11 protein-coding genes are annotated in these 13,627 nt (G+C 42.8%); 6 read left to right on the top strand and 5 right to left on the bottom strand.

Annotated elements, in window-relative coordinates; genetic code table 11:
• Positions 1–145 precede the first annotated feature (145 nt).
• Positions 146–1,321 carry a chromate efflux transporter gene (gene chrA / locus MUCPA_RS25400; protein WP_008510268.1) on the bottom strand — a complete coding sequence of 392 codons (1,176 nt, stop codon included), beginning with the start codon at positions 1,319–1,321 and terminating at the stop codon, positions 146–148.
• 103 nt (positions 1,322–1,424) lie between these two features.
• Positions 1,425–1,766 (bottom strand): tetratricopeptide repeat protein, encoded by a 342-nt coding sequence (locus MUCPA_RS25395; RefSeq protein ID WP_008510267.1) that lies wholly within the window; start codon positions 1,764–1,766, stop codon positions 1,425–1,427.
• Between the two features lie 131 nt (positions 1,767–1,897).
• Between MUCPA_RS25395 and MUCPA_RS25390 the strand changes: the two genes are divergently transcribed.
• The 6 genes from MUCPA_RS25390 to purU all read left to right on the top strand — a co-directional run bounded on the left by MUCPA_RS25390 (position 1,898) and on the right by purU (position 8,530).
• Positions 1,898–2,635, top strand: coding sequence for an electron transfer flavoprotein subunit beta/FixA family protein (locus tag MUCPA_RS25390; protein ID WP_008510264.1), 738 nt, complete (start codon positions 1,898–1,900; stop codon positions 2,633–2,635).
• A gap of 114 nt (positions 2,636–2,749) precedes the next feature.
• Positions 2,750–3,727 carry an electron transfer flavoprotein subunit alpha/FixB family protein gene (locus tag MUCPA_RS25385; protein WP_008510262.1) on the top strand — a complete coding sequence of 326 codons (978 nt, stop codon included), beginning with the start codon at positions 2,750–2,752 and terminating at the stop codon, positions 3,725–3,727.
• A gap of 32 nt (positions 3,728–3,759) precedes the next feature.
• Positions 3,760–4,359, top strand: a complete 600-nt coding sequence (locus MUCPA_RS25380) for a bifunctional nuclease family protein (protein ID WP_040626429.1) — start codon at positions 3,760–3,762, stop codon at positions 4,357–4,359.
• A gap of 754 nt (positions 4,360–5,113) precedes the next feature.
• The gene (locus MUCPA_RS25375) at positions 5,114–6,397 is read left to right on the top strand and encodes a nucleoside permease (RefSeq protein ID WP_008510257.1); all 1,284 of its coding nucleotides are present in this window, start codon (positions 5,114–5,116) and stop codon (positions 6,395–6,397) included.
• Between the two features lie 135 nt (positions 6,398–6,532).
• Positions 6,533–7,675 carry a DUF3667 domain-containing protein gene (locus MUCPA_RS36390; protein WP_008510255.1) on the top strand — a complete coding sequence of 381 codons (1,143 nt, stop codon included), beginning with the start codon at positions 6,533–6,535 and terminating at the stop codon, positions 7,673–7,675.
• 24 nt (positions 7,676–7,699) lie between these two features.
• Positions 7,700–8,530, top strand: coding sequence for a formyltetrahydrofolate deformylase (purU, locus tag MUCPA_RS25365; RefSeq protein WP_008510253.1), 831 nt, complete (start codon positions 7,700–7,702; stop codon positions 8,528–8,530).
• A gap of 11 nt (positions 8,531–8,541) precedes the next feature.
• Here purU and MUCPA_RS25360 read toward each other — a convergent pair whose 3' ends face one another.
• The 3 genes from MUCPA_RS25360 to MUCPA_RS25350 all read right to left on the bottom strand — a co-directional run bounded on the left by MUCPA_RS25360 (position 8,542) and on the right by MUCPA_RS25350 (position 13,618).
• On the bottom strand, positions 8,542–9,471 hold the full coding sequence (locus tag MUCPA_RS25360; protein WP_008510252.1) for a glycoside hydrolase family 43 protein: 930 nt from the start codon (positions 9,469–9,471) through the stop codon (positions 8,542–8,544).
• Between the two features lie 216 nt (positions 9,472–9,687).
• Positions 9,688–12,132 carry a glycoside hydrolase family 31 protein gene (locus MUCPA_RS25355; RefSeq protein WP_040626427.1) on the bottom strand — a complete coding sequence of 815 codons (2,445 nt, stop codon included), beginning with the start codon at positions 12,130–12,132 and terminating at the stop codon, positions 9,688–9,690.
• 316 nt (positions 12,133–12,448) lie between these two features.
• On the bottom strand, positions 12,449–13,618 hold the full coding sequence (locus MUCPA_RS25350) for a glycoside hydrolase family 88/105 protein (protein ID WP_008510249.1): 1,170 nt from the start codon (positions 13,616–13,618) through the stop codon (positions 12,449–12,451).
• Positions 13,619–13,627 lie beyond the last annotated feature (9 nt).

Genomic DNA, 13,627 nt, shown 5'->3' with positions numbered 1-13,627 from the left:
TAAAAAATTGTGAGGTAAAGGTAAGTATTTTAGCTACAAATAAAATAGCTTATTATGGTGTGTAATTTAAAATGGGATATAAATAATACGGTATCAGCGGTGCGGGCTTTGCAATTTATTACATCAATGCGGCAAGGCATGCCATTTAAAATAAAAAACCAAGCACTACGCCAATAACAATTACAAAGGGTGTTTTAATTTTGGTATATTTCAATATTAAAAAAGTAGCTATAATAATTCCGTTGGCTAACAGGCTGATCCCTATCGGTCTGATCAGCAACAAAAAGGCGGTAGCCATAAAACCTACAGCAACGGCATTTATGCCGCTTAACGAATTTTTTATCCGGTTTATTTTTTTCAGGTCTTCCCAAAAAGGTACAATAAACAATATCAGTATCATTCCAGGCAGGTTAATACCAATAACAGCCACCAGGCTACCCAGTATCTGCCCGCCAATACCGTACCCCCTGTTACCCAAAGCAATGCCGCCCAAAAACGAGGTGAACGAAAATGTTGGCCCGGGCAATGCCTGCTGTAAAGCATAGCCGGATAAAAACTCGGTTGCCGATAGATAATGCTTTACCTCAACAAACTCGGTATACATCAATGGTACCAATACCTGCCCTCCACCGAAGATAAGGATACCGTTACGATAAAAGTTTTCAAACAAACGGATAGGCAAACTAAAAGGCGACGTACGGTTAATTAAAGCGCCGAGTGCAGCAAAAAGCAGTAAAATACCGATGAAATAGGCAACCTTGTTGGGGTTAACGTTGGAAAAAAGTTTTACCCGCAACTCGTTTTCTTGCGGTTGTGTTTCCATTGCCGATGACAGGATCCCCCCTATCATAATTAAGATAGGGAAAGCATATGGGTTTTGCAAAATGAGCGTAGCAATTAATGAGCCTATCGCCAGCATAGCGCTCACACGTGTTTTAATAAATTTGTGTGCAAAAGTAAAAGTAGCATAGGCCACAATGCCCACGGCTACAGGCTGGATAAACCGCAGTATCTCTACAAATCGCTCGCGCGATACAAACATTTTAAAACTGATAGCAGCCATGCACATCACGGCTGCTGATGGCAATATCCAGATCAGGAAGGTGCAGACGGCCAGCCGGAGCCCTCCCATCTTCCAGGCTATGCCAATTAAGGTTTGGGTTGATGATGGGCCGGGCAATATTTGTGATAAAGCGTTCAGTTCCATCAGTTCCTGTTCGTCTATATATCGGCGTTTCTCAACAAACTCACGAAGCAGCACGGCAATATGGGCCTGCGGGCCACCAAACGATGTAATTGTATAAAAAAAAACATCACGCAAAAAAAGAAGCTGCCTTTTATTCAAAATCAATCTGCCCCTTCTAAAATCCCCCGGAAGGGAAAACTTTTAAAAATTTAACCATCAGTATGCAGTTAAAATCAGTTTAATAATCGTCATCATCGTCGTCAAAACCTTTAGCTTCCTGGTACACGGACTGCAACTCCGAAAACGCGTGATTATCACGTAGCTCTTTCGCTATGGCCATGCCCGTTTCGTAGGTGGTAATTGCTTCCTCCTTGCGGTTAAGCGCCTCGTACAATTTGCCTAAATGATAATAAGTGCCCACATATCGGGGATGATTATTCACCAGGTCTTCATAATAAAGCAGCGACTTATCTGTTTCATTTAAACGAAGGTACTCGGTTGCAAGTGCATATTTTAAGAATTCGTCATTCGGTTCATTTTTTAAAAAATCAAGAAGCTTGTTTAATCGTGTCGTCTCCATTTTAATCTCTGTCTTTTTTAGCTAAATTTGCATTACCAATTTTTACAATGAAAACGTCAAATAGCAGTATTTATTCAAACAAAATCATTTTAATTGCATTTGTTGTTTCAATACTATAAACCATTATACCTATGAAAATATTAGTTTGTATAAGTAACGTTCCGGATACCACCACAAAAATAACTTTTACTGATAATAACACGCAATTTAATACCGTAGGAGTTCAGTTTATATTAAACCCTTATGATGAGATAGCTTTAGCGCGCGCTGTTGAACTGGCCGAAGGCGGCAAAGGCACGGTTACCGTTATTAATGTTGGCGAGGTTAATACCGAGCCTACTATACGCAAAGCTTTGGCCATTGGTGCCGACGATGCCGTAAGAGTAAACGCCAAACCGCACGATGCTTATTTTGTAGCCTGCCAGGTTGCGCAATATGCTAAAGAAAACGCTTTCGACCTGATTTTAACCGGGCGGGAATCTATCGACTATAACGGATCGAAAGTTGCGGGCATGCTGGGCGAATTATTAGATATCCCCTCGGTATCCATTATAAAAAAGCTTGATGTTGAGGCTGGCAGCGCCACTGTTGAACGCGAAATTGAAGGTGGTAAAGAGGTATTAACCTTACCCTTCCCTTTTGTAGCTGGAACAGCCGAAGGGGTTGCCGAGTGGAAAATACCTAACATGCGTGGTATTATGTCTGCCCGTAGTAAACCCCTCAAAGTAATTGAACCGGTAGAAGTTAAAACACTTTCTGAAATTATCAGTTATGAAACACCAGCCCCACGTGGCCAGGTTAAATTGGTTGCGGCAGATGATACAGCCAAACTGGTTGATTTATTGCACAGCGAAGCGAGGGTTATTTAAGACAGATTTGAGTATTGAGCTGTGAGATTTGAGATTTTCTTACAACGCAATACGAATACTGAATAAAATTAGTTCTCTCAAATCTCATGTCTAACACCTAAAATCTAATAAGATATGTCAGTTTTAGTATTCGCAGAAAACGCCGATGGCAAGTTTAAGAAATCCATTTTCGAAGTGGTTTCGTACGCTAAGGCCATTGCTGCTCAAAATAACACCAGTTTAATTGCCATCTCCATTGGCGATGTTGCCGAAGATGATTTAGCCGGACTGGGAAAATTTGGTGCCGATAAGATATTAAATGTATCTGCCGATAAATTAAAAACATTTGTAAACCAGGCCTATGCATCGGTAATAGCCGAAGCTGCAAAAAGGGAAGGCGCTAATATTGTTATATTATCTAACTCTTTTTCCGGTAGAGGCCTGGCACCACGCATTGGCGTAAAGCTGGGTGCTGGCGTAGCCGACGGCGCCGTTAGCTTGCCTGACCAAACCAGTGGAAAATTCATTGTCAAAAAAACGGCCTTTTCGGGCAAAGCATTTGCCGCCGTTGAGCTTACATCAGAAAATAAGGTTATAGCCCTTACGCCAAACTCTTATCAAGTTGTAGAGAGTGGTGCCAACGCTCCGGTAGAAAGTTTTGTAGCCGAAGCCAAAGAATCCGACTTTAAAATAATGGTGAAAGACATTGTAAGGGCCACCGATAAGGTATCTCTACCGGATGCAGAAATTGTAGTTTCGGCGGGCCGTGGCTTAAAGGGACCTGAAAACTGGGGTATGATTGAAGAACTGGCCGACCTGTTAGGCGCTGCTACTGCTTGCTCAAAACCAGTTTCTGATGCTGGATGGCGCCCACATAGCGAACATGTTGGACAAACAGGCATAGCAGTCAGTCCAAATTTGTATATTGCGATTGGTATTTCGGGTGCTATACAACACCTCGCCGGCATTAGTTCGTCAAAGGTTATTGTAGTGATCAACAAAGATCCGGAAGCTCCGTTTTTTAAGGTAGCAGATTATGGAATTGCAGGCGACGCTTTTGAAGTTGTCCCCAAATTAATTGAAGCTGTTAAACAATATAAGGCTTCGGCTTAAAATTGAATGATGTTGACGTGATGGGTAATAGTATGAAAAAAATCAAGCTCGATATAGTCGGGCTTTCTTACAGTCAAACACAATCAGGCGCGTACGCCCTGGTTCTGGGCGAAGTTAACGGCAGGCGCCGCTTACCTATCATCATTGGTAGTTTTGAAGCACAGGCCATAGCCATTGAAATTGAAAAGATGACGCCCAGCCGTCCGCTCACACACGATTTGTTCAAAAGTTTCGCGCTTGCTTATCATATCAATATCCAGGAAATTATTATTTACAACCTGGTTGATGGGATATTTTATTCCAAACTGATTTGCTCTGATGGTAAAAAAGTGATTGAAATAGATGCCCGTACATCCGATGCGATAGCTATGGCCGTAAGGTTTGAATGCCCTATCCATACCTACGAATTTATCTTATCCACAGCGGGCATTGTTATAGAAGGTAATGATTTTGTTTATCTCGAAAATATCAACGATCCCAAAGAAGACAACCAGGTTACAACTGCCGGAGGCGGGTTTACTTCATTAAGTACTGACGAGCTCAAAACCAAACTTCAGGAAGCCTTATCAGACGAAGCTTATGAAAAGGCCGCTAAGATTAGGGATGAGCTGAATAAAAGGAAGGCATCGTAAGCAAAAAAGAAATAGCAGCTTCATTATCCGGCGGCTTCATTATCTATTCCCTCGTCCCATTGTGATAATACAACGGAAGGAATGCTCCATATCAAACATATAGGGGAAACACATACGGAGCTAAAAAAAATATCCTGTTTCTATAAACAGGATATTCCTACACAAATAAATTTGTTTTTATCCCTGAGGAGCATGCTATTTATAGAGAGCGTATAAACATGTCGCTAAAATCAGCCATAGCTGAACAAACATAAAGCTTCGTAAGAAGAAAGAATATAGACGATGGCATTATTCGATGGCTCTATTCCCTCATCGAATTGGAATAATGCAAAAGAATAAAGGCTCTATATCAAAAGTATAGAGGAAGCACCTATGGAGCTTAAAAAACAATCGTCTGTTTCTATAAACAGGACACTCCTACCGGAGTGGATTTGCTTTTTGCTCCACAGAACCATCCTGTTTATAGACATATTTAACCTGCTTTGGCTCCGTAGGTGCCTCCCCTTAGCGTTTGCTATTAAACTAACCTGGTAACCCGAGAGACCGCCGGTTTTAAAATCTCGAAATGATCAATTTTATTGCCAGCCCCGGCAGTCCGCCATAATTATTGTTACACAAACCATTTTCAGCAATAATTGCACAATTGCACAACCAAATCAAAAAATTGTTTTTTATCCTATCAATTTTTAAACTTTTTTCAGTTTTTAACTTTTATTTCATTACTTTCCGTTTTTAATTTAACGTAAAGCACTGTATGAATATTAAGTTCCGCCTGATACTAATGAATTTTATGCAATTTTTTATTTGGGGAGCGTGGCTACTCACCGTTGGAGCTTACTGGTTCCAAAATAAAGGCTGGTCGGGCGCGCAATTTGGGGCTATCTTTTCTACCATGGGTATATCATCCATATTTATGCCTGCCATTGCTGGTATCATATCTGATAAGTGGATAAACGCCGAAAAGTTATATGGCACATTACATATTTTAGGTGCGGCAACACTATTTTGTGTGCCGCTGGTTACCAACCCTACTGTATTTTTCTGGGTGATATTACTCAATATGATATTTTACATGCCCACACTATCCCTATCCATTACGGTAGCCTACTCGGCATTAAAAGGAGAAGGTAAAGATGTTGTTAAAGATTATCCACCGATACGCGTTTGGGGCACCATCGGCTTTATTGCCGCTTTATGGGTTGTAGATATTACCAAAAGCGAAACCTCGGCTAATCAATTTTATATTGCATCGGGTGTTGCTTTAGCCTTGGGTTTATTTTCGTTCTCGCTGCCTAAATGCCCGCCTTTATTAGGTAAAGCCGGTAAAAAAACACTGATGGACGCCTTAGGCCTAAAAGCATTTGAATTGTTTAAAACGCCAAAATTTGCCATTTTTTTCGCCTTCTCCTTACTGTTGGGCGCGGCGTTACAACTTACCAACGCTTACGGTACTACTTATATATTAGATTTTGCCAAAGTGCCTGCCTATAAAGGTTTATTTGCGGTAGAGCACTCCAGCGCAATCATCTCCATTTCGCAGATCTCCGAAACGTTGTTCATTTTGGCCATACCTTTCTTTTTGCGCAAATTTGGTATTAAAAATGTAATGCTGTTCAGCATGCTGGCCTGGGTGTTGCGTTTTGGTTTGTTCGCGTTCGGCAATCCTGCCGATGGTTTGTGGATGATCATCCTATCATGCATTGTTTATGGCATGGCGTTCGATTTTTTCAACATATCGGGTTCATTATTTATTGAAACCCAAACCACGCCCGAAATCCGCGGAAGCGCACAAGGCTTGTTCATGATGATGGTTAATGGCTTCGGCGCTTTTTTCGGGAGTATAGGCAGTGGTTTTATTATCGAAAAGTTTTTCACCAATGCCGATGCCACTAAAGACTGGCATGGCATCTGGCTAACCTTTGCAGCATACGCCCTGGTAATTGCCGTTATATTTCCGTTTGTGTTTAGGTATAAACATAATTTGGCACTGGCTCATTCTATACAGGATGCGCAGCCTCCTATGAAGGGGGCCTTTTAATCGGGCTAAATGATATTAAAGTCTCGCCCTGAGCGGGGCTTTTTTTGTTTGTTTGGGTCATAACTTATCTATTTGCAGTTTAATTCTGTTATAAATACACGGGCTTTTTGCTATTTTTAAGCGCTTAATCTTAAAATGAAAAAACATCACAGACATGAGAATGACTGCCTGAACTGCGGCACAGAATTACAAGGCCATTTTTGCCATGTATGCGGTCAGGAAAATTTGCAGCTTAAAGAACCTTTCTGGCATTTTCTGAGCCACAGCATCAGCCATTACTTTCATTTCGACTCTAAATTTTTCTCAACGCTAAGGCCCTTACTTACCAAGCCGGGGCAGTTAACGTTAGATTATCTTGCCGGCAGGCGCACGCGCTACCTGCACCCGGTGAGCATGTATATCTTTGTTTCCATTGTATATTTCCTCGTTATCCCCAAGTTAGAACACCGTTTAGATAGGCAAGAAGAAAACGAAGAACAAAAAAGCGAGGAGGTAGCTAAATATAAACCTGCACCCGCAGATACCCTGGGCGAGGCACAAAAATCAATTGATGAGGCACCTTTGGGCGGCTTTTTAAAAGGTGTAGCTAAAAAATCTATCCAAAAAATCTCTCTTAAACAACAAGGAGAGCAATTTAAACTGCTCCCTTTTAACAGGCAAACTCAAATTTTAGATAGCCTTAAAAAAGTTAACCAACTGCATCCAAACCAAGCTAACGCCGATAAAATAGAAACTTACGCCGACGCTCATATTTTAAAAGAAGACAGTACTTATGCATCGTACCTAAAAAGGCAACAGCTTTTACCCGAAGGCGATCGCGATAATTTTTACCAACGCTTCACCAAACAACGTGATATAGAAATAAAACTACGCACTAACAAAGAATGGAGCTTAGATAAAGAGATAGAGCATTATCAGCCTAAATTATATTTTATACTGATGCCGCTATTCGCGTTATTTTTGATGATCAACTTCCGTAGAGATCATAAATATTACGTGGAGTACCTGGTTTTCACTATCCACTGCTTTACGGCATTTTTTATTTTCGAGGTTATTGTAGAGCCGCTTAATTACCTGCTGCTGAACGACGAGTCGACAATATTCAATGTGCTGCGCTTCGCGGCTATTTTGTGGTACAGTTATACGGCACTCATTACCTGTTATCAGCGCCCTAAAAGAGTAACGATCAGAAAAATGATAACGCTTGGCATTATGCTTTTTATCGCGTTTAAAATATCTTATGAAATTATTCATGAAATAGTTTACCTCACCGCCTGATCAAACTATTTTTAAGTACAAACCATGATCATCGTTATACAATGTAAAGACCAGGTAGGCTTGGTAGCGGCCATATCCGGCGTATTAGCTAAACAACAGCTCAATATTATATCCATGCGCGAGCACGTGGACAAACAGGAGAACCGCTTTTACATGCGCCTGCAAGTTGAAAAAACGGATGCCAACGAAGCAGCCCTGGAAAAAGAACTGCAAAGCGTATTGAACACAGATGCAGTGATTACCATCAACCCGCTACCACAAAAAAAGGTGGTTGTACTGGTAACCAAAGAGTACCATTGCCTGGCCGATATTTTAATCCGTAACTACTTCGGTACGTTTGGCGCATCGGTACTTTGTGTAATTGGCAATCACGATACCTTGCAGGATATATGCAAGCGCTTTGATATTCCTTTTTTCCTGATATCGCATGAGCAGAAAAGCAAAGAAATATTTGAGCATGATGTTATCGAAATTATAGCGCAGCATCAGCCGGATTATGTGGTACTGGCTAAGTTTATGCGCATCCTCTCTCCCAATTTTGTGGCACGGTTCCCGATGAAGCTCATCAACATCCACCACTCCTTTTTACCGGCTTTTGTGGGTGCCAATCCTTACAAACAGGCATTTGAGCGCGGTGTAAAATTAATTGGCGCAACGGCGCATTTTGTTACCAACGAGTTGGACGAAGGCCCCATCATCGCGCAGCAAATCATTACCGTAAACCATTCTCTTACCGCTTTAGATATGATGAAAGCCGGTAAAGAGATTGAAACTTCTGTACTGGCAAAAGCTTTGAGACTGGTGTTTGAAGACCGTGTTTTTGTGTACAAAAACAAAACTGTGGTGTTTGAATAAACCCATTCGGTTTATTGTTGCAATACAGTAAGCTCCTGCGGAGTAATTTTTAAGATAGAACCATGCCTGATGCCTTTGGGCAGATCAATCCGGTTGGAGATATCCGTCCAATGGCTTAAATCGGTTGATGAGATGGCGCCATACCGGTGCTCGCGGTAGCGATCAAAGTATACCAGCCACTTATCCCCTATCTTAAAACTGGTTGGCCCCTCTGCCCAATAATCGCCTGTAATTTTAGCAGTGGGTTTGCTGTAAGGGCCGGTTAATTTTTTGCTATACGCGATATGCAGATTTTTTTGCACCGGCGATTTGGTTTCATCCTTTAAAAACATCATAAATTGCTTCCCATCCTTCACTATGGTAGCGTCAATCACGCTAAAGCCTTCGTCATAAAGCAATTTGGTATCACTGTAAGTTTTAAAATCTTTTGTGGTTTGATAATAAATGCGGTGATTGTTTTTTTTGCCTTCGGCAGATGTATCTGGTTGCGGAAATCTGTTGGGGATGGTGGTAGCCCAATAGATCATGTAGGTTTTGGTAGCATCGTCATAAGTGATCTCGGGCGCCCAGCAGTTTTGAGCGGTAGGCTCATGTTCCATCACAGGTAGTTGCACCTGCTCGCTCCAATGGATCAAATCCTTAGAGCTGGCGTAACCAATCCCCCGGTCGGTCCAGCTATCGGTCCAAACCATATGGAACAAGCCATCCGCTCCGCGGATAATACAAGGGTCGCGCATAATTTTGTCCTTTGATACCATCGGTTTTAAAAAAGAACTATCACCCTTCAATGCCTGCCATTTCAATCCATCGTTGCTGTAAGCCAGGTGCAAGCCATCCTGTCCATTGTTTTTAAAATAGCAAAAAAGGTAAATGTCTTTTTGCTGTCCATAGGTTTGGATGGAGGTAAGGATTGTGATGATGGATAATAGTATTCTTTTCATTGTTGTTTCGTCTATCTGTATTTTTTTAATATTAATTCAATTGCTCTTATCCACACGTCATTGCGAGGTACGAAGCAATCTCTGCATAGGCAGAGCGGCTCTGCAGGTTCGCCCTGTAAAGCTTAGAGATTGCTTCGTCTTACCTCCTCGCAATGACGTTTTTTTTCAAGTCATTGGTTCTCAAACAAAAACAACCTTCTCCACGCGCCAACTACATTATTTCACCTCAATCTGTATATCACCCCGGTTATCTCCTATCGTTTTAACCTTAATCACTTTATTTGCAGCATCATAATACCAACTACCTGCATTGCCGTTATCCAACTGGCTCAAAACCCTTCCATTTTCGATAACCGCCGATGGTGCTTTGCCGCTCCAGCGGATGTTGGCTGAATAACTATGAGTTGAAGGTACATACTTACCTTGGGGTTTTAAAATACTCAGCATGATGCCACCAGTTGTAGGCTTGGTTGCAATATGCACAAGGGCATAGTCGCCGCCCTGGTATTTTAAACTCAAACCATCATCTTCATACAGATCAAATGACGATGCTTTTCCGGGGAAAATATCTAAAGTGATATCGTTAACGGGTTTCTCATCCATGTACTTCATTTCGGGCTGCATGGGTATGATGGCTCCCGCCTTAACGTAAATGGGCAGTTTATCCAAAGGCGTTAATACGTGTACGTACTGCCTGCCGGTAAATTGTTCCCCGGTCCAGTAATCATACCAGGTTCCTTCAGGGAAGTAAATGGTACGGGTTTGCGCGCCTTTGGTAGTTACCGGGCAAACCATCATCTCACTGCCAAACAGATACTGATCTGCCACCTGGTAAACTTCCGGATCGTTTTGGTAATTCAATACCAGGGAGCGCATTAAGGGCACTCCGGTTTGGTAGGCAGTGAATGAGTTACTGTAAATATAAGGGACCAGGCGATAACGCAGCAGATCGTACTTTTTAAAATTCTTTAGTGCCTCATCGCCATAAGCCCAGGGTTCTTTGTAACCAGGGTGATCCATCCCGAATACCATCGCTATCGGGCTAAAGAAACCAAACTGTGTCCAACGGATATACAATTCCGGATCGGCAAGGTGCTCAAAGCCCCCCATACAATGCGCCCAATCGGATACTCCCGAAAGGCCGATGTTAATGCCCGCCTTAATTACCGGGGCAAAATACTGCCACTCGCTGGGCCAATCGCCCGCAAAAATATAGGGATAACGCTGGATACCTGCATAGCCCTCGCGGGTTTGGTTCATACCGCGAAAGCCGTTGAGTTGTTGAAATTTGAGGTAAGGTGCCTTAGCATAGGCCAAGGGGAATACGTTATGCAGTTTTTGAACCACGGGCCCGGTTGGCCCAACATTTTCGCTCTCGTTGGCTAAAGCGCCAAAGGCGCTACCTTCGTCGGTCTTGATAAATTTAGCACCCAGGGCACCCACTCTCATCACTCCATTGTTCCACCACCAGTCAACAGCTTTCTGATCAAAAAAGTTAACGAACTCGCCGGGCTTGCCATCTTCTGGATAGGTAAAACCCTGGGCCCGGGCCTGGTCGAGCAGGTTGAGTTTATTAGCGTTATCAAACCTGGGCCTGATGTGCAGCCCTACCATTTTATAATGCATAGCGTACAAGCTATCAAACATCGCCTTGGGGTTTTTAAAGGTTTCGCGCCACTCAAAAGATGTAGCACCCTTTCCGCCTACCGTACCAAACAAGCGCCATGTTGAGTCTAAAAAGAAGATATCTACAGGGATACCCATCTGGCGCATTCTGCGGGCCAGGGCAACCACATATTGGTCTGATGTTAACTCTTCGTGCCCCCAGGTGCCGCCGCTGTAGGTACCCATGTGCAGGCCGAAGGCAAAGCGCGGTAACAAAGGCGCTCTGCCGGTTATGGAGGTATAGCCGCCTAAAATTGACGGAAAATCTGGTCCGTAAATAAAATAGTAATCCAGCTCGCCGCCAGCTGCCTTAAATGAGTAACGCTGTGGCGATGAGTGGCCCATATCCCATTCTGTAGCGTAAGAGTTATGCAGAAAAATACCGTAACCTTTTGTACTCATAAAGAAAGGCACAGGGCAGTAATTAGCCTCCAGGATATTATAAGCGCCTAAAAGATTATCGCGGCTTTTGCCCCTGCCCACATTCAGTTTAACCAGTTTATTGCGTTGGTCAATCACATCCATACGCTCGCCAAAACCAAAAAAGTGCTCATCGGGCAATAAATCTTTGGTACAGCTAACGGTATCGCCGGTGTGTTTGATTCCGCCACCAACGATGTATTCAGATGAGAGTAAAATACCTTGTCGATTAACAACGCTGATCTTGAAAGGCGTTTTAACAATGGTGATAATCAAGGCTGATGTTTCGATCACGTAGGCTATCTTAGCATCGGTTACCTTATAATCAACGGATGGCCAGCTATAATTTTCCTGCATTAAATGCTCATCATCCTCAAATTTACGCGTCCAGCTGGCCCTGACCCTGAACATGGATGGCGAGCAAAATTCTAAGCGGACATCGCCATTGGCATTTGAAAAAATCAGGACATTACCCGATTTTTTATAACCCAGCTTATTGGCTCCGATACCGGTTTGGGCATTTGCCTTTGCGGCGATGAGGAGGATTAGTAAAAGAAAAAAATATTTATACTTCATAATGGTTAGTGATAATTGTAATTGGTGCAGAGCGGCTGCGTATACTCGCCCTGTATAGTGTAGATACTGCTTCGTCATTCCTCCTCGTAACAACGCTTACTTAAGTTATTGGTTATCATACAAAAACAACTTTATCCAGCCGTCATTGCGAGGTACGAAGCAATCTCTACATAGGCAGAGCCGCTATGCAAGTTCGCCCTGTATAGTGTAGAGATTGCTTCGTCGTACCTCCTCGCAATGACGATAATTTAATTAGACAGCTGGGGAAGGTTGTTTTTGTCTGATACCAATATCCTCAATGACGATAATTTAATCCCTACTTTTTACTCAATTTACTTAACTCGCTTCCGGCTAATAAATAACAGCCCAAACCGTAGTCCTCAAAATCGGGGATATGGGTATAGGTTACCGGTTGGCTATCCTTGGGCTCTTTGCCTGTACCCTGTACATAGCCTAAAAAGCCTTCGGGATGCAGCGAGTATTTCGCCATAGCGTTCCAGGCTTTTACTATAATGGGCTGGTAGGTTTTCTTTTCAATTACTCCGTTGTTAATGCCCCATGCCATACCGTAAACAAATAGGGCGGTGCCGGTGAGCTCCTTACCACCAAAGTGAGTCGAATCCTTCAAGCTTACGTTCCAGTAGCCATCTGTGCGTTGTAAGGGTGCGATAGCTTTGGTCATTTCTAAATAGGTTTGCAGATATTCAGCCCGGTGAGGGGCATTTTTAGGGATGATGCTTAACACCCGTACCAAGGCCGCGTAAACCCACCCGTTACCGCGCGACCAATAGCAATTGGCGCCATTAGGCTCTTTATAGGGCGGAACAAAATCTTTATCCCTCCACCACAAATGTTCGGTTGTGTTATATAGGCCACCACCTTCTATTGTTTTGGTGTGATTGTACATGGCATACATTTTTTCGAAATATTGGGGATTATCCTTGTAAATCACCCCCAATTTTGCAAAAATAGGCATCCCCATTTGTATGGCATCAACCCAGGTCCAGTCGCTGTTTTTTTCGCTGGCAATAACCAGGTCCATGCATTTTTTGATGTTTTCAATCCGTTCCGGCTTAGGGTCCAGGTTATACAGATCGATGTAAGTTTGTCCGCAGCATTGGTTGTCCGCATTTTTTGTATCAACAGCACCACGAGGGCTCCATTTGTGTTTTTCCGACCAATCAATAGCATAATCTACAAACTTTTTTTGCGGATCAACCTGGTACAGTGCCATTAAACCCTCATAATAAACAGCCCTGGTCCATAATTCGCTGCTGCGGGTAACCGGTACTCCTTGTGCATTTTTAACGGTAACTGGCGCTCCTGCATCGGGCCATTTTTGCATAAAATAGTTATTGGCTAACTCCATATCGGCCAGTATTTTCTTTTTAGCGGGCACTTGTTGCGCATGTACAGTTAAGGTGGAGGCTGTAACGGCCAAACCAAGCAGTGCTAAGCGCGAAAATCCAAAAATCTGTTTATTCATTTGATATAG

The sequence above is a fragment of the Mucilaginibacter paludis DSM 18603 genome, from assembly GCF_000166195.2.
Taxonomy (GTDB): domain Bacteria; phylum Bacteroidota; class Bacteroidia; order Sphingobacteriales; family Sphingobacteriaceae; genus Mucilaginibacter; species Mucilaginibacter paludis.
Note: the sequence above shows the minus strand (reverse complement) of the source record. Positions and strands in the feature narration are given on the sequence as shown.

Bases quoted from the DNA above. Each gene is read 5' to 3' on its own strand.
- MUCPA_RS36390 (WP_008510255.1), top strand. From the start codon at position 6,533: ATGAAAAAACATCACAGACATGAGAATGACTGCCTGAACTGCGGCACA.
- MUCPA_RS25350 (WP_008510249.1), bottom strand. From the start codon at position 13,618: ATGAATAAACAGATTTTTGGATTTTCGCGCTTAGCACTGCTTGGTTTG.
- MUCPA_RS25375 (WP_008510257.1), top strand. From the start codon at position 5,114: ATGAATATTAAGTTCCGCCTGATACTAATGAATTTTATGCAATTTTTT.
- MUCPA_RS25360 (WP_008510252.1), bottom strand. From the start codon at position 9,471: ATGAAAAGAATACTATTATCCATCATCACAATCCTTACCTCCATCCAA.
- MUCPA_RS25390 (WP_008510264.1), top strand. From the start codon at position 1,898: ATGAAAATATTAGTTTGTATAAGTAACGTTCCGGATACCACCACAAAA.
- MUCPA_RS25395 (WP_008510267.1), bottom strand. From the start codon at position 1,766: ATGGAGACGACACGATTAAACAAGCTTCTTGATTTTTTAAAAAATGAA.
- MUCPA_RS25355 (WP_040626427.1), bottom strand. From the start codon at position 12,132: ATGAAGTATAAATATTTTTTTCTTTTACTAATCCTCCTCATCGCCGCA.
- MUCPA_RS25385 (WP_008510262.1), top strand. From the start codon at position 2,750: ATGTCAGTTTTAGTATTCGCAGAAAACGCCGATGGCAAGTTTAAGAAA.
- MUCPA_RS25380 (WP_040626429.1), top strand. From the start codon at position 3,760: ATGAAAAAAATCAAGCTCGATATAGTCGGGCTTTCTTACAGTCAAACA.
- purU (WP_008510253.1), top strand. From the start codon at position 7,700: ATGATCATCGTTATACAATGTAAAGACCAGGTAGGCTTGGTAGCGGCC.